This is a genomic window from Sulfitobacter sp. 1A15299 (assembly GCF_043556915.1).
In the GTDB taxonomy this organism is placed as follows: domain Bacteria; phylum Pseudomonadota; class Alphaproteobacteria; order Rhodobacterales; family Rhodobacteraceae; genus Sulfitobacter.
On sequence record NZ_JBIFFJ010000003.1, the window covers coordinates 67,338 to 88,120 of the forward strand.

Sequence of the window (20,783 nt, forward strand, 5' to 3'; positions counted from 1 at the left end):
AACAGCCGTTCTACCCCGCGCCGATGGCACGGCCCCAAAGGCCATGCCGAAGCGTCAAACGACGGATTTGTTACGATCAAAGACCGGGGATCAGACGCGCCAAGCCGCGCTGGTCAAAGGTGGTGCCCCGATCCGCGCCAAAGTTGATCTCACCGCCCAGACCGACGAAGGGCTCAGACTCGCTAACGCTGCCCACGTCCACCTTGGCAGACCCGACTTCCAAGAACAGATTGGTGGTCGGGGAAACCTCACGATCGAGCCGCATGGCAAAGCGCGACAGATCGTCGCCAGCGCTGCCCAGCCGATCATAGGAGCCGCTGATGCCAAAGCCTTGGGCCAGCGCATAACGCGCCTTGATACCGCCAAGCGTGCCGTCGCCTGCATCGGTATCGACATGGGCCAGATAGCCTTCGAAGTCCCAATCCAGCATTTCATAGCCTGCTTCGAGACCCAAGATATCCGCATCTCCGCCCAAGGCTTCCTCGCGGGTGTAAAAAGCCCCGAAAGAGGTTGCTTCGTCCCAGTGATAAATGCCGTGCAGGCCCAGCAAATGGCTGTCTTCGTCGACAAAGTCGAAATCGCTGTAACCGGCGTCGAACTGCAGGCTGAGGTTGCGGTTAAAGCCAAGCTCTACCGACCCATCAAGGCCAAGCCGGCTGAAATCGGTGTCGTCCGCGAATGCGGAATAGGAAAGCCCGACCGATCCGCCCGTCACTTCGACCGCCTGCGCGGTGCTTGCCCCAAAAGCGAGGGCGGCGGAAAGGGCGAGAATTGAAAATTCTATATGTTTCATTTTACTGCTCCAATGGTTCTGGCAAGGCCCTGTCATCAGGTTACCCATCCGACCAGTGCGCCAAGGCGGCCCGCGCTGCAATAGTCGGGCGCAAGGCTGCCGCAAATGTGATCGCGGGCGGCAAGATTTGGCCTATCGCCATGCCAGCCGCCCCGCACGTAACGCCCCGTCATCAAAAGCTGCCTATTGTACTGCCGCCCCCGCCGCGCCACCCTGCCCGCAAAGGGGAGGTTTTATGACACTGAAAGACAAACACGCATTCATCACCGGCGGCGGCACAGGCATCGGGCTGGCCATTGCGCAGGACTTGGCCGCCAAGGGTGCGAAGGTCACCATCACCGGGCGGCGGCAGGAGGTGCTCGACGCCGTGGCAGGCAATGGCATCAGCGGCATGGCAATGGACGTGCGCGACGAGGCGCAGGTCACCGAGACAATCGCCCGCGCGGTCGAGGCCCATGGCCCGGTGCAAATCTGCGTGGCCAATGCGGGCGTGGCCGAGGGCCGGTCCCTGCATAAAACCGACCTCGATTTTTGGCGCGACATGATGGCGACCAATCTCGACGGAGCCTTTCTCACCATCCGCGAGAGCCTGAAATCCATGCGCCAGACCGATTGGGGCCGGGTCATCGCCATCTCCTCCATGGCAGGGCTGCGCGGCCTGCCGGGGGCGGCCTGCTACTCGGCCTCGAAACACGGGATGATCGGGCTGATCCGTTCGCTGAGCGAGGATTACATGGGCCAGCCCTTTACCTTCAACGCCCTTTGCCCCGGTTACGTGGACACCGATATCATCGCACGCAACACGCAGGCGATCTCCAAACGCGCCGGGCTGTCCGAGGAAAAGGCCCGCGATGTCATGGTCAACGCCAACCGCCACAAACGCCTGATCGCGCCTTCGGAAGTGGCCGCCGCGGCGGCATGGCTGGTTGGCGAAGGCTCCGAGAGCATCAACGGACAGTCGATCGAGATCGCGGGCGGGCAAATGTAGCGGCGTTAAGGTTGCTTTAACCAAGCTGGGCCAAGCTCAGGGCCATGAAAGACAGCCCTTCATCCCATGGCCCGAACAGCTATTTCTTTACCCTGCGCCTCGCGCGCCGCGATGATGACGCGCTGCTGCGGCATATCACGGCCCTGCGCCAAGCCATGCGTGAGACTATGGCGCGCAAACCCTTCCGGATCGACGCCATCGCCATCTTGCCGGATGTGCTTCATACGGTCTGGACCCTGCCGCCGGACGACAACGATTACAGCAATCGGATCGGCATGTGGAAGGGGCGATTTTCCCGCCATCTCCCCCCGGCCCCGCATCGCAGTCTGCGGCAGATCAAACGGGGCGAGAAAGGGATCTGGCAGCGCCGCTTCTGGGAGCATCGGATCCGCGACCCGGCGGATTTCGACCGGCATTGCAGCTTGGTGCACCTCAGCCCTGTCCATGCAGGCTATTGCGACCGTCCAGAGGCTTGGCCCTACAGTTCCTACAGCCGCGCCTGCTCGGATCGTACAGCGCCACGGGGCGCGGAGGAGGACTCGGTCTTGGACGATGATGTAACGTCGCTGAACCATGCAATCTCTTCCGTTGCGCCTTTGCGCAGGCTGCACAGTTGAGCGGCGTTAAGGTAAGCCCCCGTTGGCAGCTTCATTGCGGGGATCGGCAGGACAGCTGCGCCGCGATGCAGACGGTCGCAATCCGAAAAGCGGGCGACCGGCCATCAGAGCGCGACAAGCGCCCCCGGCCCGCTACGCCCGGCCCTATTGTGCGGCGGTCATCACCGGCATGGCCGACCCATCCGCCGCCCAAGCCCGCACCGCCGCGCCGAAATGTTCGAACAGCGGGCGCGAAACGGGGTCATTTGCTGCGTTCCACTCGGGATGCCACTGCACGGCGAGGGTAAAGCCCGGGGCGTCTTTGATATAGATCGCCTCGGGGGTGCCGTCATCCGCGTGGCCGTCGATCACCACGCGCGGTCCGGGTTCCTTGATCCCCTGCCCGTGTAGCGTGTTGGTCAGCACTTTGGACGCGCCCATCACACGGTGGAACACGCCGCCTTCGGTAAAGCTCACGTCATGGCGTAGTTCGAATTTCTCTTCGATGGTGCCGTCGGGGGGCATCCGGTGGTTCATCCGCCCCGGCAGATCGCGAATTTCGGGGTAGAGCGACCCGCCCATCGCAACGTTCACCTCCTGAAACCCGCGGCAAAGGCCGAGGAAGGGTTGGCCCCGCGCGACACAGGCCCGCACCAGCGCCAGCGCCACGGCGTCGCGCGCGCGGTCAAAGGCACCATGTGCCTCCGTCTCGGGCTCACCATATTCTTCGGGATGCACATTGGGCCGCCCGCCCGTCAGCAGGAAACCGTCGCAAACTTCCAGCAATTCCTCGACCGAGACAAAGCGCGGATCGCTCGGCACGATGAGCGGCAGACAGCCCGAGACCTCGGCAATCGCTTCGGTGTTCATCTGCCCGCCCGCGTGGACGGGGTATTGATCGTTCAGCAGGTAGGAATTGCCAATGATACCAACGACGGGTCGGGCCATGAGTTACCTCTTCTTCACCATGGCCCGAACATAGGCGCTTCGCGCCGCGGCCTCAACCTCGGCTCTGTGCCTTCAGCTCCAACCGCCGCGCGTGCAGCACCGGTTCGGTATAGCCCGAAGGCTGTTCGCGCCCCTTCAGCACCAGATCGCAGGCGGCCTGAAAGGCCACCCCGTCAAAGCCCGGCGCCATGGGGCGATAACTGGGATCGTCGGCGTTCTGACGGTCCACCACGGCTGCCATTTTTTTCAGCGCGGCCTCGACTTCCGCGCGGCTGATGACGCCATGATGCAGCCAATTCGCCAGCGCTTGGGCCGAGATGCGGCAGGTGGCGCGGTCTTCCATCAGGCCCACATCGTTGATGTCCGGCACTTTGGAGCAGCCGACCCCCTGATCAATCCAGCGGACGACATAGCCCAGAATGCCCTGCGCGTTGTTCTCGATCTCGCGGGTGATTTCCTCGGTGCTGAGGTTGCGGCCCTCCATCATCGGGATGGTCAGCAGCGCGTCGAGCGAGGCGCGCGCGCCGCCCTCTTTGATCTCTTCCTGCCGCGCCAAGACGTTAACCTTGTGGTAATGTGTAGCGTGCAGGGTGGCCGCTGTGGGCGATGGCACCCATGCGCAATCGGCGCCGGACTGCGGGTGGCCGATCTTGGCCTCCAGCATCTCGGCCATACGGTCGGGCATGGCCCACATGCCCTTGCCGATCTGCGCGCGGCCCTGCAAACCGCAGGCGAGGCCGATATCGACGTTGCGATCCTCATAGGCGGCGATCCAAGCGCTGTTCTTCATCTCGCCCTTGGGCACCATCGGACCGGCTTCCATACTGGTGTGGATCTCGTCTCCCGTACGGTCGAGGAAACCGGTATTGATAAAGGCCACACGGTGTTTCGCGGCGCGAATACATTCCATGAGGTTGGCGCTCGTGCGGCGCTCTTCGTCCATGATGCCGAGCTTCACGGTATATTGCGGCAGGCCGAGTGTCTTTTCCACATGGGTGAAAATCTCATCGGCAAAGGCCACTTCCTCGGGCCCGTGCATCTTGGGCTTCACCACATAGACGCTGCCGGTGACCGAGTTGCCGCCCGCGCGTTTGAGGTCATGAATGGCGATCAGCGTGGTGACCATCGCATCCATCAGCCCTTCGCCAATCTCACGCCCCTCGCGGTCGAGCACGGCGGGGTTGGTCATCAGATGGCCGACATTGCGCACCAGCATCAGAGAGCGGCCCTTCAGCGTGACCTCCCCCTCCCCATCGGGCGCGGTATAGCGACGGTCCTCGGCCATGCGGCGGGTGACGGTCTGGCCGCCTTTTTCAAAGGTTTCGGCGAGATCCCCTTTCATCAGCCCCAGCCAGTTGCCATAGGCCAGCACCTTGTCTTCGACATCCACCGCCGCGACGCTGTCTTCGCAATCCATGATGGTCGAGAGGGCAGATTCAATGATCACATCCGCAACGCTGGCGGGGTCGTCCTTGCCAATCGCGTGGTCGGGGTCGATCTTGATCTCGATATGCAGCCCGTTGTTGCGCAAAAGGATCGCATCCGGCGCTTCCGCCGCGCCCCGGTAGCCCGCAAACTGCGCTGAATCAGCCAAGCCGCAAGGGGCCGCATCCTGTGCCATCACACCCTCGAGGTGCCCATCCACCACGCGATACCCGGCCAAATCCGCATGGCTGCCCGCAGAAAGCGGCACGGCGTCATCCAAAAAGGCTTTCGCCCGTGCCACCACCCGCGCGCCGCGCTCCGCATCATAGCCCTTGCCCACCGGCAGATCGCCCAGCGCATCGGTGCCATAGAATGCATCATAAAGGCTGCCCCAGCGCGCATTGGCGGCGTTGAGCGCGAAGCGGGCGTTGGTGATCGGGACCACAAGCTGCGGCCCGGGCACCTGCGCGATTTCGGGGTCCACGTTTTGCGTTTCAATCTGGAACGCCGGTCCTTCCGGCAAAAGATAGCCGATCTCGCGCAGGAATGCGGTGTAGCTTTCCGCGTCATGGGGTTTGCCTGCGCGGGTGCGGTGCCAATCGTCGATCTTGGCCTGAATTTCGGCCCGCTTTTCAAGAAGCGCACGGTTCTTCGGCCCAAGGTCATGCACGAGGTCCGACAGCCCCGCCCAGAAGCCTTCCGCCTCTACACCGGTGCCCGGCAGCGCCGATCCTTCAATGAAATCAACTAGTGCGGGCTCTACCTGCAAACCGTTCTTGTTAATTCTAGCCGTCATTCTCCGCCCTCTCCCGCGCTGGATACCTTTGTGAAAGGTCTAGCAGAAAGGCAAAGGGGCGCAAGCAGCGGCTGGCAGGCGGTCGCGGCGCTAGTTGGCCACCGGCTCCGGGGTGGCGATCACGGGTTCGGCCTCCACCGGGCCGTCCACGGGCTGCACATCCCCGTCCGGCGAGGGGTCGGTGGCTTGCAAAACTGCATAAACGACGCCGGCGATCATCAAGAGCGCCCCTGCGATGATCGCGGTTTTGATACCGATCAGAGCAGGACGATGACGTTTCTTCTGCGTTTCGGTATCGGTGTCGGGGGCGGACATTGATACACCTCATTGGTCGAAGTTGGGGCAGCTCGGCTTGCAGGCGGCCTTCTGGGGACATAACATTTCCCGGACCAATTACGTTCCCGCGACTGGAGGCCCAATGCGCGACGCCACCCCCCAAACGATCTATCTCAGTGATTACCAGCCCTTCGGCTTTCTGGTGGATGAGGTGGCCCTGACTTTTGACCTTGATCCCCATAAGACGCGGGTTAAAAGCCGCATCGCCTTTCGTCCCAACCCGGCGGCGCAGAATGCTGACTTTTTCCTGCATGGTGAACAACTCAAGCTTATCTCCGCGCAGATCGACGGCAAGCCGGTCACTCCGCAGGTCACAGAGCGCGGTCTGACCTGCGATGCGCCCAACGGCCCCTTCGTCTGGGAGGCCGAGGTCGAGATCGACCCCAAGGGCAACACCGCCCTCGAAGGGCTGTATATGTCGGGCGGCATGTATTGCACCCAATGCGAGGCCGAAGGCTTTCGCAAGATCACCTATTACCCCGACCGTCCCGATGTGATGAGCGTCTTCACCGTGACCATCAACGGCCCGCATCCCGTTCTGTTGTCCAACGGCAACCCGGTGGCACAGGGGCAGAACCATGCCCAGTGGCACGACCCATGGCCCAAGCCTGCCTATCTTTTCGCGCTGGTGGCGGGCGATCTGGTCGCACATTCCGACCGTTTCACCACCATGTCGGGCCGTGAGGTTGATCTGAACCTCTATGTACGCCCCGGAGATGAGGGCAAATGCGCCTTTGGGATGGAGGCGCTGAAGGCGTCGATGAAATGGGACGAAGAGGTTTATGGCCGCGAATACGACCTCGACATCTTCAACATCGTCGCGGTGGATGATTTCAACATGGGGGCAATGGAGAACAAGGGGCTGAACATCTTCAACTCCGCCGCCGTTCTCGCCTCGCCCGAAACCTCGACGGATGATAATTTCGAGCGGATCGAAGCGATCATCGCTCATGAGTATTTCCACAATTGGACCGGCAACCGCATCACCTGCCGGGATTGGTTCCAGCTTTGCCTCAAGGAAGGGCTGACCGTCTACCGCGACGCGCAGTTCACCTCCGATATGCGCTCTCCGGCCGTGAAACGCATCGGCGATGTGATCGACCTGCGCGCACGTCAGTTCGCCGAGGATCAAGGCCCGTTGGCCCATCCGGTGCGGCCCGAAAGCTTTCAGGAGATCAACAACTTCTACACCGCCACCGTCTATGAGAAAGGCGCCGAGGTGATCGGCATGCTCAAGACCTTGGTGGGCGATGACGCCTATGCCAAGGCGCTGGACCTCTATTTCGAGCGTCACGATGGCGACGCGGCGACGATCGAAGATTGGCTGAAGGTGTTCGAAGACACCACGGGCCGCGATCTCAGCCAGTTCAAGCGCTGGTATTCGCAGGCGGGCACGCCGCGTCTTTCGGTGGCAGAGGCTTGGGATGCGGGCAAAGGCGTCTTTACGTTGACCTTTACCCAGCACACCCCGCCCAGCATCGCCACGCCCGAGCCCAAACCGCAGGTTCTGCCCATCACCGTGGGGCTGATCGGCGCAGATGGGGCCGAAGTGGCCCCCTCTCGCGTGTTGGAGATGACCGAGGCGGAACAGAGCTTCACCTTCGACGGGTTGGATGCGCGCCCCGTGGCCTCGGTGCTGCGTGGTTTCTCCGCCCCGGTGGTGCTGGATCAAGACCTCTCGAAAGAAGAGCGGCTGCTGCTGCTTGCGCATGACAGCGATCCCTTCAACCGGTGGGAGGCCGGGCGCACCTTGGCGCGGCAATCCTTGCAGGCCGCGATCACCGAAGACCGCGCGCCCGATGACGCTTGGCTCGCCGCCCTGCGGGCCGTGTTGGAGGATGAGACCCTTGAGCCTGCCTACCGCGCGCTGATGCTGGGGCTGCCCAGCCATGCCGATCTGGCCAGCACCCTTTATGACGCTGGCAAAACGCCGGATCCGGCGGCGATCCATCAGGCGGTGGAGGCCACCCGCGACGCCATGGCCGAACGGTTCGCCGCGCTGTTGAGCGATCTTTTTGACCGTCATAGGGTCGATGCCCCCTACCAGCCCAATGCGGCGCAATCGGGCAAACGCGCCTTGACCAACGCGGCCCTTGCCCTGCTGACCCGCGTTGAGGGACCGGCCCGTGCACAGGCGCAGTTCGACGAGGCCGACAATATGACCCAACAGCTCAGCGCGCTCGCCGCCCTACTGCGTGCGGGTCAGGGCGACAAGGCATTGGCGGCCTTCGAGGCGCAGTGGCGGGATGACCGTCTGGTGATGGACAAATGGTTCGGGCTGCAAGTCAGCCAAGCTGCACCGGAAGAGGCTGCCGAAGTGGCGCGCAGGCTTACCGAACACGCCGATTTCAACTGGAAGAACCCCAACCGCTTCCGCGCGGTCTTTGGCAGCCTTGCCATGCATCACGCCGGATTCCACCATGAGAGCGGCAAGGGCTACGCGCTGCTGGCCGCCTGGCTGATCAAACTCGACCCGGTAAACCCGCAGACCACGGCACGGATGTGTTCGGCCTTCCAGACATGGCGGCGCTATGACATGGCGCGGCAAAAGATGATCGAGACCCAACTCGACCGCATCCTCGCCAGTCCCGATCTCAGCCGGGACACCTCCGAGATGCTCAGCCGCATTCGCGGTGCCTGACACGCCCATTCAGACAGTGGGCATGGCGGCCTATACCTATCGCCGCCATGCCCGCAGCCGGACGGCCCTGTTGCTGTTGCCGCTAATCTGGCTGGCCCTCGGCGCGGCGTGGCACTGGCTCGACGCTTCGGGGTGGCTTGTGGGGCTGCTGGGGCTTTTTACCCTGCCCGCGCTATGGGAGGTCTTCAGCAATCCAGCGAGCGGACTGACGCTCGACCAGCGCAGCCTGTCGTGGTTCACCGGCAAACGGGATGCGAAAATCGCGCTGGCGCAGGTCGACCGGGTTCGGCTCGATACGCGCCTTGATATGTCCGTGCGCGCGACGGTTATTCTCCGCACGGGCCGCAAGATCAAACTGCCTTTCGAGGCCACCCCACCGCACCGCGCATTGGAAGCCGCGCTTCAGGCGCGCGGCATCACGACGGAACGGCATCACTTCACGCTGATCCAGTGATCTACGGACGGCCCCGGGGCCGGGTCGCGTTCAACGGTTTGCAATAGGACTGCTGCCGCAACCAGCGAGACATATCCGCCCGTTTGGAGGCGCTGCGCATCGGCCCCCAATCGGCCCCGACGCCGCGCCTGCCGTTTCCGGCGATCACCCCATCGCGCGGCACGGTCGTCGCCATGATCCGCACGGCACAACTGAGGTTCGCGGCCCCGTTCTTGAGCGCGTCACCGCTGCCGACATTGCATTTATAGCCCCGCGCGGTGCCCGGCAGGATTTGCAACAACCCATACCAGCGGCCACCGCCGCCCACGGCCCAAGACCGATAGGTGCTTTCATGTTTGGCCAGCGCCGACATGAAGCCGACCCAAAAGGCGCGGCGCTGGCTGTCGGATGCCGTGGGATAGGCCGGGCACCACTCCGCCACATCGGCGGGCACCATATCCACCAGGGGCTTGCCATGGGATTTCAGCGCCGAGATTGCCGCACGGGTCCACAGCGAATGCCCCCGCATATGCTGCCAACGGGTGCGCGGCAGATTGCCCGGGCGCGCGGGCGGGCGCAGCGTTGTGGTAAAGGGCGCAGTCTCAAGCGCGGGCGGTGCGTCCTCGGGCTCGACCGCATCGGGGAAGGACAAAGATGTGGCAGCGGCCTGCACCACGTTATCCACCGCTACCACCGGGGCGGGCTGTTTGGGCAATTCGGCCCAAATCATGGTGGGGCTGGCGCAGAGCAATAGGGCAATCATGGCAGGTTTCATGGCGCGCATAAGACCGCCCCGAAACGCGCTTGGCAAGCGCGGCGGGGGCGCGGGATCGGCAGATTTCCTCTGATCGGGAAACAGCGCCCGCCGCGCCGCCGGATTGTCGCGAAGGATCGCCCCCGCTTGCCCGACTGCGCTGCAGAATTTTCCCGAAAGCTCCGCACGCCGGACACGGTTCCGCCCCATTGCCCGGTCAAACCTAAATCACCGACAAACAGCAGGCAGGACCGGCCCCAGATGAAGAAACTCTCGCATATAATCCCGTCCGCCTTGCAAGGGTTCTTTGTTAAGCCCGCACCCCAAGCCTGCGAGTTCGAGCCGCTTGAAATGCCGCTCCTGCGCCGCCGCGCGCCGCGTGACGCGCTGCTGCGCATTTCCTGCCCCGACCCCACCGCCGAAGAGATGCAGCGCGACCGTCACCAATACCGCGCGCAATGGCTGGTGCGCCAAGAACGTTGGGAGGAGATGGCGGAGCTTTTGCACGACGCCGACAAGAACCGCGAGATGACACCGGGCGCCATGCCGGTGGCCGAGCTGATGGCCTTTGGCGCGCGGGCGGATGTGATTCTCGCCGCGGAACACGCGCTTTACGACGGCAAACCGGCCAGTGACGCGCCGCTGATGGCCGGGATCGAAGCGCTGGAACATGTGCTGGCCGATCACGCCGGCAACGCCATGATCGCCGCCATCGTGGCGCAGGCGCATATGGACATCGGCTGGGCCTGGCGCGGCACGGGCTGGGACAGCGACGTGCCCGCCCGCAACCATGCGGTCTTCGCCGCGCATTTTGAACGCGCCGAGCAAATCCTCGCGCCATTCGACAAGGACACAGCCGCCTCGCCTCTGCTCGCGGCGACGCACTGTGCCCTGCTTGGGGGAACCGGCGGTGACGCCCGCGCCGTGGCGGACCGCTACGCGCGGCTCATCGACCTGAACCCCGCAAACCCGCGCCCCATGCGGGCCATGGGCAACCACCTTCTGCCAAGGTGGCATGGCTCATATGACCAGTTGGAACTCGAGGCCCGCCGCACCGCCGCGCGGACCGAAGAGACTTGGGGCGCGGGCGGCTACACTTGGGTGCAATTTGACGCGATTAGTTGCGATGCGCAGGCCTGTGCCAACCTAGATGTGCCGTTTTTCATCGAAGGGCTGCACGACATCCTTGCCCGCCGCCCCGACCCGCATACCGCCAACCTGCTGGCCGCCTATTGCGCCAGCGCCATCGGTCAGGCTGCAGAAACAGAGGATGCCGCCGGGGCCGTGCGGGCCGAGATCGCCGATTGCGCGCGCTGGATCGTGCGCGACCACATGACCGAACTGCACCCGATGCTCTGGGCCCATGCCGCCCGCGGCTTTGACAACAACCTGCGCGTCCGCTCCGCCCGGCGTTTTGCCGCCTCGGGCCGGGATGAGGCCATGCGCATCATCACCGGCCTCTTCCAACGTGAGATCGAAGCGGGCAAACGGGTCATTTTCACCGAAGGCCGCCGCCAGATTGCCATGCCGGGCTAAGCCTGCCTCTTGAAGCGCGTGGTGCGCTCCAGTATGACCGGCCAAGTTCCAATTGACCGAAGGCGGCCGCGATGCTTGATCTGAGTTACGACACCCCGAAACCGCGCGTGATTGCCGGTGCCAAACATGACTGGGAACTGGTCATCGGGATGGAGGTGCACGCGCAGGTCGCGTCGAACGCCAAGCTCTTTTCGGGTGCCTCGACCAAGTTCGGCGCCGAGCCCAACAGCAACGTGGCCTTTGTCGATGCCGCGATGCCGGGCATGCTGCCGGTGATCAACGAATATTGCGTCGAACAGGCGGTGCGCACGGGTCTTGGCCTCAAGGCGCAGATCAACCTCAAATCCGCTTTCGACCGCAAGAACTACTTCTACCCCGACCTGCCGCAGGGCTACCAGATCAGCCAGCTTTACGAGCCCATCGTGGGCGAAGGCGAAGTGTTGGTGGAACTGGGCGACGGCACTGCGCGGCTGGTCCGGATCGAGCGCATCCACATGGAACAGGACGCGGGCAAGTCGATCCACGACATGGACCCGAACATGTCCTTCGTCGATCTCAACCGCACCGGCGTCTGCCTGATGGAGATCGTCTCCCGTCCTGACATTCGCGGGCCCGAGGAAGCCGCCGCCTATCTCGCCAAACTGCGCCAGATCATGCGCTATCTGGGCACCTGCAACGGCGACATGCAATCGGGCGCAATGCGCGCGGACGTGAACGTCTCGGTCTGCCGTGTTGGGCAATACGAGAAGTATCAGGAAACGCAGGATTTCTCGCATCTCGGCACCCGCTGCGAGATCAAGAACATGAACTCCATGCGCTTCATCCAGCAGGCCATCGAAGTCGAAGCGAAACGCCAGATCGCGATTGTCGAAGCCGGTGGCGAGGTTGTGCAGGAAACGCGCCTTTTCGACCCCGACAAGCAGGAAACCCGCTCCATGCGCTCAAAGGAAGAGGCGCATGACTACCGCTATTTCCCCGACCCCGACCTGCTGCCGCTGGAAATCGAACAGGCATGGGTGGACGACATCAAGGCCAACCTGCCCGAACTGCCGGACGAAAAGAAGTCCCGTTTCATCAATGACTTCGGCCTGTCGGACTACGATGCCTCCGTGCTGACCGCCGATCTCGACAGCGCGGGCTATTTCGAGGCCGTGGCGCAGGGTCGTGATGGCAAGATGGCCGCGAACTGGGTCATCAACGAGCTGTTTGGTCGCCTCAAGAAAGACGATAAGGGCATCACCGAAAGCCCGGTCACCCCGGCGCAATTGGGTAGCATTGTCGATCTGATCGCCTCCGATGCAATCTCGGGCAAGATCGCCAAGGAAGTCTTTGAAATCACGTATACAACCGGGCGCGAACCGGATGAGATCGTTGAGACCGAGGGCCTCAAGCAGGTCACCGACACCGGCGCGATCGAGACGGCGGTGGACGGAATCATCGCCGCCAACCCCGCGCAGGTCGAAAAGGCCCAGCAGAACCCCAAGCTGGCGGGCTGGTTCGTCGGTCAGGTGATGAAGGCCACGGGCGGCAAGGCCAACCCCAAGGCGGTCAACGAAATCGTGTCGCGCAAGCTCGCCCAGCAATGAGCGACGCACCGGTCCCCTTCCGTTCGGACGAGATGACGGTTCTCCCCGAATGGATCGATTTCAACGGTCATTTGAACATGGCCTATTACAACGTCCTGTTCGATCAGGGCGTTGACCAAGCTTATGGCGAAATCGGTCTGGGGCCGGCGTATCAGCGCACGGGTTGCACCACCTATGTGGCTGAATTCCACGTCTGCTACCTGCGCGAACTGCATGAGGGTGACCGCGTCTATACCACCTTCCAACTGCTCGACCATGACGAGAAGCGGTTTCACAGTTTTCAGGAACTATGGCACGTTGACGGGTGGCTCGCCGCCACCGCCGAAGGGCTGACGCTGCATGTGGACCAGTCCGGCCCGCGTGTGGCCCCCATGCCGGACCATATCCTGACCCGTCTTGACGCGATGCGGCAAAACCATGCCAAACTGCCCAAACCGGCGCAGGCCGGTCGCAGCATCGGCATCCGCCGCAAATCCGCCTGAAACTCACCTGATGCGGCTTATGTCGCCAACCCAGCCGAGGCCCCTATGCGCTACGAATACAAGATCCTTCCCGCCCCCAGCAAAGGGCAGAAAGCCAAAGGTCTGAAGGCCCCCGAAGCGCGTTTCGCCAAGACCTTGGAAGAATGCCTTAACGAACAGGCCGCCGAGGGCTGGGAATACCAGCGGGCCGAGACTTTGCCCTCGCAAGAGCGGTCGGGCCTGACCTCGACCACTACGGAATGGCGCAATGTTCTGGTGTTCCGCCGCTTGGCGACTGCTGCGGGCCCGCAGGAGGATGGCGATCTTCTGCCGCCCGCCACTGCAGCCGCACCGCCCGCCTTGGCCGCCACGATCGAAGGCGAAGACACCGCGCTGCAGGCCGATGCGCCCGCCTCCATCACGCCCGAGGATGACGCGCCCGCGAAAGAGGAACCCGCCAAAGCGGCGACGCCGCCCGCGTTTCTGTCCGGCCCCTCAGCGGATGAAGCTTCGCCGCAAGAGGGCGACGAAAACGACGATAAAACAAAGCCCTAAACGCGGGCCTTATTCGTCTAGGTCAAGCGCCAGCGCGTGAATGCGCGCCATCAGATCCGGCCCCAACGCGCTGTGCACCGCCCGGTGCCGCGCCAGCCGGTTCTGACCCTTGAAACGCTCTGACCGGATGCGCACGTTAAAGTGGCTTTCGCCCCCCTCCTGAAATCCGGCATGACCGCGATGGCTTTCGCTGTCATCCACCACCTCCAGTTCACGCGGCGCAAAAGCGGCTTCCAGCCGATCCGAAATCTCTTGTGTTGTGGACATGTTTTTACCCCCGGCCCCCTTCAATCCTGCGACGCAGGGTATATGGTGACCGGCCTGAGTCGGAAAGGTCTATCCACATGCCAAAACCTGATCCCTTCGGATTCGACATGTCCGTGTCGTCCTCCAAAAAGAAAAACCCCCGCGGCCGCCGCGGCATGTCCGGTGCGTCGGAAACCTCGACCCGGATCTGCGACCACGAAGGCTGCGACGAACCGGGCAAGTTCCGCGCCCCCAAGGCGCCCGATGTGCTGGATGACTACTTCTGGTTCTGCCAAAAACATGTGCGCGAATATAACGCGAAGTGGAGCTTCTTCGACGGCACCACCGAGGCCGAGATGAACGCGCAGATGTCCAAGGACAAGGTCTGGGAGCGCAGCACCAAACCGCTGGGCGACCCCGAGCAGCGCGCATGGGCCCGTCTTGGCATCGAAGACCCGCATCAGGTCTTGGGCAAGAACGCGACCCAGAACCCCGGCAAGGGCCAGCAGGCGGGCCGCCGCCTGCCGCCCACCGAACGCCGCGCGATCGAGATTCTCGAAGCCAAGGACACATGGACCAAGCCCGAGGTCCGCAAAGCCTACAAGGCGCTGATCAAGGTGCTGCACCCCGATATGAACGGCGGTGACCGCAGTCAGGAAGAGCAGTTGCAACTGGTGGTCTGGGCATGGGACCAGATCAAGGGCAGCCGCAACTTCAAGGACTGATCCCGCGACCGGACCAGCGGCCGGGTGCGGATAATGCCAGTTGCCCCCTTCCCCTTGCGGATACGCACGATATGTTGCACCAGATACGCGCGCGGCCCCGACCGCGCGCCTAAGGAAAAGGATGACGAGCGATGGCCGACGGTGCACTGGAACATGACATGAAACCCACCGAAGAGGTCTCGGTGCGCGATGTCTTTGGCATCGACACCGATATGGTCGTCAAGGGTTTCCCGCAGCGCACCAGCCGCGTGCCGGACATCGACAGCACCTATAAATTCGATCCCGACACCACGCTGGCGATCCTTGCAGGCTTTAGCCACAACCGCCGTGTCATGATCCAAGGCTACCACGGCACGGGCAAATCGACCCATATCGAACAGGTCGCCGCCCTGCTGAACTGGCCCACCGTGCGCGTCAACCTCGACAGCCACATCAGCCGGATCGACCTCATCGGTAAAGACGCGATCAAGCTGCGCGACGGCAAACAGGTCACCGAATTCCACGAAGGCATCCTGCCTTGGGCGCTGCGCAACCCGACCGCGATTGTCTTTGACGAATACGACGCGGGCCGCGCCGATGTGATGTTCGTGATCCAGCGCGTGTTGGAGCATGACGGCAAGCTGACGCTGATGGATCAGAACGAGATCATCACCCCGCACCCCTATTTCCGCCTCTTCGCCACCGCGAACACCGTGGGTTTGGGCGACACCACCGGGCTTTACCATGGCACCCAGCAGATCAACCAAGCGCAGATGGACCGTTGGAGCCTTGTCGCCACGCTGAACTACCTCAGCATCGACGCCGAGACCGCGATCGTGCTGGCCAAGAACCCGCATTACAACACCGAGAAGGGCCGCAAGACCCTCAAGCAGATGGTCACCGTGGCCGACCTCACCCGCACCGCCTTTATGAATGGTGAACTCTCAACCGTGATGAGCCCGCGCACCGTGATCGCATGGGCCCAGAACGCCGAGATTTTCCGCAGCGTGGGCTATGCCTTCCGGCTGTCCTTCCTCAACAAATGCGACGAGCTTGAGCGCCAGACCGTGGCCGAGTTCTATCAGCGTCTGTTCGATGAGGAACTCCCCGAAAGCGCGGCCAGCCTGAGCCTGGGCTAAGACGCTCAGACCACTGACTAAAGATAAGGGGCGCTGATATCAGCGCCCCTTTGTCGTTCAGGCTATGGCCCTCTGCTTAATTGACCGGTGCGGGCTCGGTCGTGACCGCGTTGGGGTCTTGCGGGGCTGCGTTCTCAAGCGCTTGCTGCTCGGCTTCCATATCCTGCGCGGTTTTGAAGGCTTCTGCAGCCTCAAGGTCAGCCTTCGTGGCCGAGGATACCAAACGCAGCGTGCCGCTTTCGTCGGTCATGGTCGACAGGCTGTCCATTTTCACGGCAACCCATTTTTCACCCATGCCGAGGAAACCTCCAACACCGATCACAACGCCTTCGACGGTGCCATCTAAGTTGACGATCAGGTCATCCACATCACCGATCTTCTCGCCTGCGTCGGAATAGACGTTGCTGCCAATCAGATCATCCGCGAGGATCGTATTCTCGCTCTGCATGGTGATCTGTCCTTCAACCGGCTTTGCAGGCTCTTCCGCGGGGACTTCGGCGGTTGTTTCAGCGGGGGCAACGGTATCGCCCAAGGGTTCTGTCGCCGGGGCCTCTGCCGTGTCTTCGGTCATCGGCTCTGTCGTGGCCGGTGCTTCGGCACTCTCGGTGGCAGCCTCCGGATCGGGTGTCTCTGCGGTGTCGTTCCCCATCTCTGCGTCGCCATCAGGGGCTTCGGCGGTATCGGCTTCCATTTCCGCATCGCCTTCGGAGGCTTCGGCAGTGTCTGTCTCGGTCTCGGCCTCTACCGCATCGTCGCTTGCACCCGCCTCACCGTTCTGCGTTGCCTCATCGGTCTGCGGTGCCTCGGCAGTGGCTTCGTCCGTTGCGGGCTTGGTGGCATCCTGTGCGGTGGCGGCCAAGGGCGCGGCACCCAAAACGGCGATCATGGCCAGACGGCTCGCATGTTGCATGAACTTGGTCATTTTCTTACTCCTACTTGCTGGGACGCGTTGCTGCCAGGGTTCAGAGAGGCACCGGTGCGTCGACTGCTGGGGAAATGCCGATCCGAGGTTGGGGGTTCCCGCTTAACGGGTGACATGGGCGGAAACTGGCGCATACCGTGCAGGGGCCCTGCCCCTTTGACCCTCCTGCGAAAACCTGCCAAACCTCATGTCAAAGCTGATAGAGGCATGGGCTCATGAAGAAATCCGACAACCCCGCTGACGCGTTCAAAAAGGCCCTCGCCGAGGCGACCAAGGTGATGGCCGATGACGCCGAGCTGAATGTCAGCTACTCCGTTGATCCCTCGGGGCTTTCCGGTGACGCGATGCGCCTGCCGCAGGTGAGCCGGAGGATGACCCGCGAAGAGGTTTTGCTGGCCCGCGGCACCGCCGACGCGCTGGCGCTGAACCGCCGCTACCACGATGCCGCGACCCACGCCCGCTATGCGCCGCAGGGCGACATGGCGCGCGAACTTTACGAGGCGATGGAGACCGCCCGTTGCGAGGCCATGGGCGCGCGCGATATGCCCGGCACCGCCGGCAACATCGATGTCAAGATCAAGCACGAGGCGCTGCGCCGCGGCTATGATCAGGCCAAACAGGCCAGCGACGTGCCGCTCTCGGTCGCGGCGGGCTATATGGTCCGTCATATGGCCACCGGGCGCCCCCTGCCCGCAGGGGCTGAGAACGCCATGGAACTCTGGCGCGGCTTTATCGAGGATCAGGCGGGTGGCACGCTTGAGGGGATCGACGGCAGCCTTGCCAATCAGGCAGATTTCGCGCGGCTGGCGCGCAAGATGATCTCGGACCTCGGCTATGGCGATCAGTTGGGCGATGACCCCGACAGCCAAGACGAGGATCAAGAGGATCAGGCCGAAGAGGGCAGCGAAGAGGAGCAGGATCCCGACAGCACCGGCCAAGACGATCAGGACGAGGAAGAGGCCGAGGGCACCCCCGAGAACAGCCAAGAGCAGCAGCAGGACGAAAGTCAGGCGCAGGTCTCGATGGATGACGAGGCCGATCAGGAGTTGGGCGATGAGGCGGAGATGCCCGAGGGTGATGCTCCCATGGACCCGCCGCCGCCGCCGCCCGTCTCAGACGCCGACCCGGAATACCGTGTCTATCAGAGCGCGCATGACGAGGTGATCGGGGCCGAGGAACTGGCCGAGCCGATCGAATTGGAACGCCTGCGCGCTTATCTGGACCAGCAGCTCGAGCCGCTGAAAGGCGCTGTCGGCCGTCTGGCGAATAAGTTGCAGCGCCGCTTGCAGGCGCAGCAAAACCGTTCGTGGGAATTCGACCTTGAAGAGGGCACGCTCGACGCGGGCCGTCTGGCGCGGGTGGTGGCCAACCCGACAACGCCGCTCAGCTTCAAGGTCGAAAAGGACACCGAGTTCCGCGACACCGTGGTGACGCTGCTGTTGGACAACTCCGGCTCGATGCGGGGCCGCCCGATCTCCATCGCCGCGATCTGTGCCGACGTGCTGGCCCGCACGCTGGAGCGTTGCAACGTCAAGGTCGAGATCCTTGGCTTTACCACCCGCGCCTGGAAGGGCGGACAGGCGCGCGAGGCGTGGCTCAACGACGGCCGCCCCGCGCAGCCTGGACGGCTGAACGATCTGCGCCACATCATCTACAAGAGCGCCGACGCCCCCTGGCGCCGGACGCGGGACCATTTGGGTCTGATGATGAAAGAGGGACTGCTGAAAGAGAACATCGACGGTGAGGCGCTGGAATGGGCGCACCGGCGGATGCTGGCACGCCATGAGGCGCGCAAGATCCTCATGGTGATTTCCGATGGCGCGCCGGTGGACGACAGCACCCTGTCGGTAAACCCGGCCAACTATCTGGAAAAACACCTGCGCGATGTGATCGCCATGGTCGAGAAACGCCGCGCGGTGGAGTTGTTGGCGATTGGCATCGGCCATGACGTGACGCGTTATTACGACCGCGCCGTCACGATCACGGATGTGGATCAGCTTGCCGGGGCGATGACGGAACAGCTTGCAGCGCTCTTTGACAGCGATCCGCGGAAACGGGCGCGTGTCATGGGCATGCGCCGCGTGGGCTGAACCGTCGGGTCGGTATTTGAAAAAGGATGAAGGAGGGGCCGCGTGTTCCAGAGTTTCGAGGTCACCGCGCGTCCGGAACAGGGGCCCCCGCGTTTGGCGGCGCTGCGGGCGGAGTTGCAGGCGGCGGGGTTGGACGGTTTCCTCGTGCCGCGCGCCGATGCGCATCAGGGTGAATATGTCGCCCCGCGGGATGATCGGTTGGCTTGGCTGACGGGGTTCACCGGCTCTGCCGGGTTCTGTGCGGCGCTGCGCGATGTGGCGGGGGTTTTCATCGACGGGCGCTATCGCACGCAGGTCAAAGCGCAGGTGGCGGAAGTGTTTACACCCGTGCCCTGGCCCGAGGTGTCTTTGGCCGATTGGTTGAAGGACCAATTGCCCGAGGGCGGCGTGGTTGGTTTCGATCCAATGTTGCATACGCCCGCGCAGATGGATCTTTTGTTCGAGGCCTTGGCGGGGTCTGGGATCGAGATGCGGCGCGTCTCGAATATTGTCGACCGTATTTGGGAAAACCAGCCCGGGGCCCCGATGGGCAAGGTGGCGGCGCATCCTGAGCATTTTGCAGGGGAAAGCCATGAGGCCAAGCGCCAACGTTTGGCCGCGGATCTGCGCGCGGCGGGGCAGAAGGCGGCATTGATCACCCTGCCCGACAGCCACAACTGGTTGTTGAACATTCGCGGGCAGGACATTCCGCGCAACCCAGTGGCGCATGGGTTTGCCGTGTTGCATGACGATGCGCGGGTCGATCTGTTCGTGGCGGCTGAGAAGCTTGTGGATGTGGAGGACCATCTGGGGCCAGAGGTGGTGCAGCGGCATCCTGAGGGGCTGCCCGATTACCTGCGCGCGCTTGAGGGGCCGGTGCGGCTTGATCGGCAGTCGGCCCCGTTGTTGTTCGCGGATCTGCTGGGGGATCGGGCGCAGGCTGGTGAAGACCCCTGTGCCTTGCCCAAAGCCTGCAAGAATGACGCCGAGGTTGCCGGGGCAGCAGAGGCGCATTTGCGCGATGGTGCCGCAATGGTCGAGCTGCTCGCCTGGCTGGATGCGCAGGCGCCCGGCACGGTCACCGAGACGCAGGTGGTGCGGCAGCTCGAAGCGCTGCGGCGCCGGGAGCTTGCCCTGCGCGACATCAGTTTCGAGACTATCTCGGGCACCGGGGCGAATGGGGCGATCATCCATTACCGGGTGAATGAAGAGACCGATACTGTCTTGCAGGAGGGGCATCTTCTGGTGCTCGACAGCGGGGGGCAGTATCTGGACGGCACCACCGATATCACCCGCACCATCGCCATCGGCAGCCCCGATCAGGAGGCGCGCGCGGCTTTCACGCGGGTGCTTTCGGGGATGATCGCCATGAGCCGTCTGCGCTGGCCGCGCGGGCTTGCGGGGCGGGATATCGAAATGCTGGGCCGTTTGCCACTTTGGATGGCGGGGCAGGATTTCGATCACGGTCTGGGCCATGGAGTTGGCGCCTATCTGTCGGTCCATGAAGGGCCGCAGCGGCTGAGCCGGATGAGCCATGTGCCGCTGGCGCCGGGCATGATCCTGAGCAATGAGCCGGGTTATTACCGCGAGGGGGCTTTTGGCATTCGGATCGAGAACCTGTTGGTGGTGCAAGAAGCCCCCGCCCTGCCCGGCGGGGACGCGCATCGCAAGATGCTCGATTGGCGCACCCTGACGCTGGTGCCGATTGATCGGCGTCTGATTGATGTGGCGGCGCTCAGCCCCGAGGCGCGGGACTGGCTCAACGCCTATCACCGCGACGTGGCGGAAAAGATCGGGCCGCGGGTATCACCTGTTACAAAACTGTGGTTGGATGCGGCAACGGCGCCCCTGTGAG

Annotated in this window: 20 protein-coding genes; 12 read left to right on the top strand and 8 right to left on the bottom strand. The window is 63.3% G+C overall.

What is annotated here, in order from left to right:
• Positions 1–76: 76 nt before the first annotated feature.
• Positions 77–793 carry a hypothetical protein gene (locus ACGYK7_RS05725; RefSeq protein ID WP_394399873.1) on the bottom strand — a complete coding sequence of 239 codons (717 nt, stop codon included), beginning with the start codon at positions 791–793 and terminating at the stop codon, positions 77–79.
• Between the two features lie 35 nt (positions 794–828).
• The gene (locus ACGYK7_RS05730; protein ID WP_394399875.1) at positions 829–966 is read right to left on the bottom strand and encodes a hypothetical protein; all 138 of its coding nucleotides are present in this window, start codon (positions 964–966) and stop codon (positions 829–831) included.
• Between the two features lie 62 nt (positions 967–1,028).
• On the opposite strand from ACGYK7_RS05730, the gene ACGYK7_RS05735 reads away from it, so the two are divergent.
• Together ACGYK7_RS05735 and ACGYK7_RS05740 are read left to right on the top strand one after the other, a co-directional pair.
• Positions 1,029–1,781 carry an SDR family NAD(P)-dependent oxidoreductase gene (locus ACGYK7_RS05735; RefSeq protein ID WP_394399877.1) on the top strand — a complete coding sequence of 251 codons (753 nt, stop codon included), beginning with the start codon at positions 1,029–1,031 and terminating at the stop codon, positions 1,779–1,781.
• 44 nt (positions 1,782–1,825) lie between these two features.
• Positions 1,826–2,398: an REP-associated tyrosine transposase gene (locus ACGYK7_RS05740; protein WP_394399879.1), complete on the top strand. Its 573-nt coding sequence runs from the start codon at positions 1,826–1,828 to the stop codon at positions 2,396–2,398.
• Between the two features lie 144 nt (positions 2,399–2,542).
• On the opposite strand, the gene ACGYK7_RS05745 is transcribed toward ACGYK7_RS05740, so the two are convergent.
• From ACGYK7_RS05745 to ACGYK7_RS05755, 3 genes are all read right to left on the bottom strand, one after another.
• Positions 2,543–3,325, bottom strand: coding sequence for a gamma-glutamyl-gamma-aminobutyrate hydrolase family protein (locus ACGYK7_RS05745; protein WP_168612018.1), 783 nt, complete (start codon positions 3,323–3,325; stop codon positions 2,543–2,545).
• Positions 3,326–3,377: 52 nt separating this feature from the next.
• The gene (locus tag ACGYK7_RS05750) at positions 3,378–5,546 is read right to left on the bottom strand and encodes a malate synthase G (protein ID WP_394399881.1); all 2,169 of its coding nucleotides are present in this window, start codon (positions 5,544–5,546) and stop codon (positions 3,378–3,380) included.
• A 90-nt stretch (positions 5,547–5,636) separates the two neighbouring features.
• Positions 5,637–5,861 carry a hypothetical protein gene (locus ACGYK7_RS05755; protein ID WP_394399883.1) on the bottom strand — a complete coding sequence of 75 codons (225 nt, stop codon included), beginning with the start codon at positions 5,859–5,861 and terminating at the stop codon, positions 5,637–5,639.
• 103 nt (positions 5,862–5,964) lie between these two features.
• Here ACGYK7_RS05755 and pepN point away from each other — a divergent pair, with 103 nt between their 5' ends.
• Both pepN and ACGYK7_RS05765 read left to right on the top strand, forming a co-directional pair.
• A complete protein-coding gene (pepN, locus tag ACGYK7_RS05760) occupies positions 5,965–8,523 on the top strand; it encodes an aminopeptidase N (protein ID WP_394399885.1) in 2,559 nt (852 codons plus the stop codon).
• Positions 8,516–8,977 carry a hypothetical protein gene (locus ACGYK7_RS05765; protein ID WP_394399887.1) on the top strand — a complete coding sequence of 154 codons (462 nt, stop codon included), beginning with the start codon at positions 8,516–8,518 and terminating at the stop codon, positions 8,975–8,977. The genes pepN and ACGYK7_RS05765 overlap by 8 nt, the downstream gene beginning before the upstream one ends.
• Position 8,978: 1 nt before the next feature.
• On the opposite strand, the gene ACGYK7_RS05770 is transcribed toward ACGYK7_RS05765, so the two are convergent.
• Entirely contained in the window at positions 8,979–9,731 is a 753-nt protein-coding gene (locus ACGYK7_RS05770; protein WP_394399888.1) for a transglycosylase SLT domain-containing protein, read from the bottom strand.
• A 240-nt stretch (positions 9,732–9,971) separates the two neighbouring features.
• Between ACGYK7_RS05770 and ACGYK7_RS05775 the strand changes: the two genes are divergently transcribed.
• The 4 genes from ACGYK7_RS05775 (at position 9,972) to ACGYK7_RS05790 (ending at position 13,848) form a co-directional block, all read left to right on the top strand.
• Complete coding sequence (locus tag ACGYK7_RS05775) at positions 9,972–11,246, top strand: hypothetical protein (RefSeq protein WP_394399889.1); 1,275 nt, start codon at positions 9,972–9,974, stop codon at positions 11,244–11,246.
• Between the two features lie 71 nt (positions 11,247–11,317).
• Positions 11,318–12,832 carry an Asp-tRNA(Asn)/Glu-tRNA(Gln) amidotransferase subunit GatB gene (gene gatB / locus ACGYK7_RS05780; RefSeq protein ID WP_394399891.1) on the top strand — a complete coding sequence of 505 codons (1,515 nt, stop codon included), beginning with the start codon at positions 11,318–11,320 and terminating at the stop codon, positions 12,830–12,832.
• The gene (locus ACGYK7_RS05785) at positions 12,829–13,314 is read left to right on the top strand and encodes a thioesterase family protein (RefSeq protein ID WP_394399893.1); all 486 of its coding nucleotides are present in this window, start codon (positions 12,829–12,831) and stop codon (positions 13,312–13,314) included. Before gatB ends, ACGYK7_RS05785 begins: the two co-directional genes overlap by 4 nt.
• Before the next feature lie 45 nt (positions 13,315–13,359).
• Positions 13,360–13,848 carry a DUF4177 domain-containing protein gene (locus ACGYK7_RS05790; RefSeq protein WP_394399895.1) on the top strand — a complete coding sequence of 163 codons (489 nt, stop codon included), beginning with the start codon at positions 13,360–13,362 and terminating at the stop codon, positions 13,846–13,848.
• Between the two features lie 9 nt (positions 13,849–13,857).
• On the opposite strand, the gene ACGYK7_RS05795 is transcribed toward ACGYK7_RS05790, so the two are convergent.
• Complete coding sequence (locus ACGYK7_RS05795) at positions 13,858–14,115, bottom strand: BolA family protein (RefSeq protein ID WP_394399897.1); 258 nt, start codon at positions 14,113–14,115, stop codon at positions 13,858–13,860.
• Positions 14,116–14,192: 77 nt separating this feature from the next.
• On the opposite strand from ACGYK7_RS05795, the gene ACGYK7_RS05800 reads away from it, so the two are divergent.
• Positions 14,193–14,819: a J domain-containing protein gene (locus tag ACGYK7_RS05800; RefSeq protein WP_067263283.1), complete on the top strand. Its 627-nt coding sequence runs from the start codon at positions 14,193–14,195 to the stop codon at positions 14,817–14,819.
• Between the two features lie 131 nt (positions 14,820–14,950).
• Positions 14,951–15,937, top strand: coding sequence for a cobaltochelatase subunit CobS (gene cobS / locus ACGYK7_RS05805; protein WP_394399899.1), 987 nt, complete (start codon positions 14,951–14,953; stop codon positions 15,935–15,937).
• 76 nt (positions 15,938–16,013) lie between these two features.
• Here cobS and ACGYK7_RS05810 read toward each other — a convergent pair whose 3' ends face one another.
• Positions 16,014–16,859 carry a PRC-barrel domain-containing protein gene (locus ACGYK7_RS05810; RefSeq protein WP_394399901.1) on the bottom strand — a complete coding sequence of 282 codons (846 nt, stop codon included), beginning with the start codon at positions 16,857–16,859 and terminating at the stop codon, positions 16,014–16,016.
• Positions 16,860–17,074: 215 nt separating this feature from the next.
• Here ACGYK7_RS05810 and cobT point away from each other — a divergent pair, with 215 nt between their 5' ends.
• Entirely contained in the window at positions 17,075–18,949 is a 1,875-nt protein-coding gene (gene cobT, locus ACGYK7_RS05815; RefSeq protein WP_394399903.1) for a cobaltochelatase subunit CobT, read from the top strand.
• 42 nt (positions 18,950–18,991) lie between these two features.
• Positions 18,992–20,782: an aminopeptidase P family protein gene (locus ACGYK7_RS05820; RefSeq protein ID WP_394399905.1), complete on the top strand. Its 1,791-nt coding sequence runs from the start codon at positions 18,992–18,994 to the stop codon at positions 20,780–20,782.
• Position 20,783: the final 1 nt, after the last annotated feature.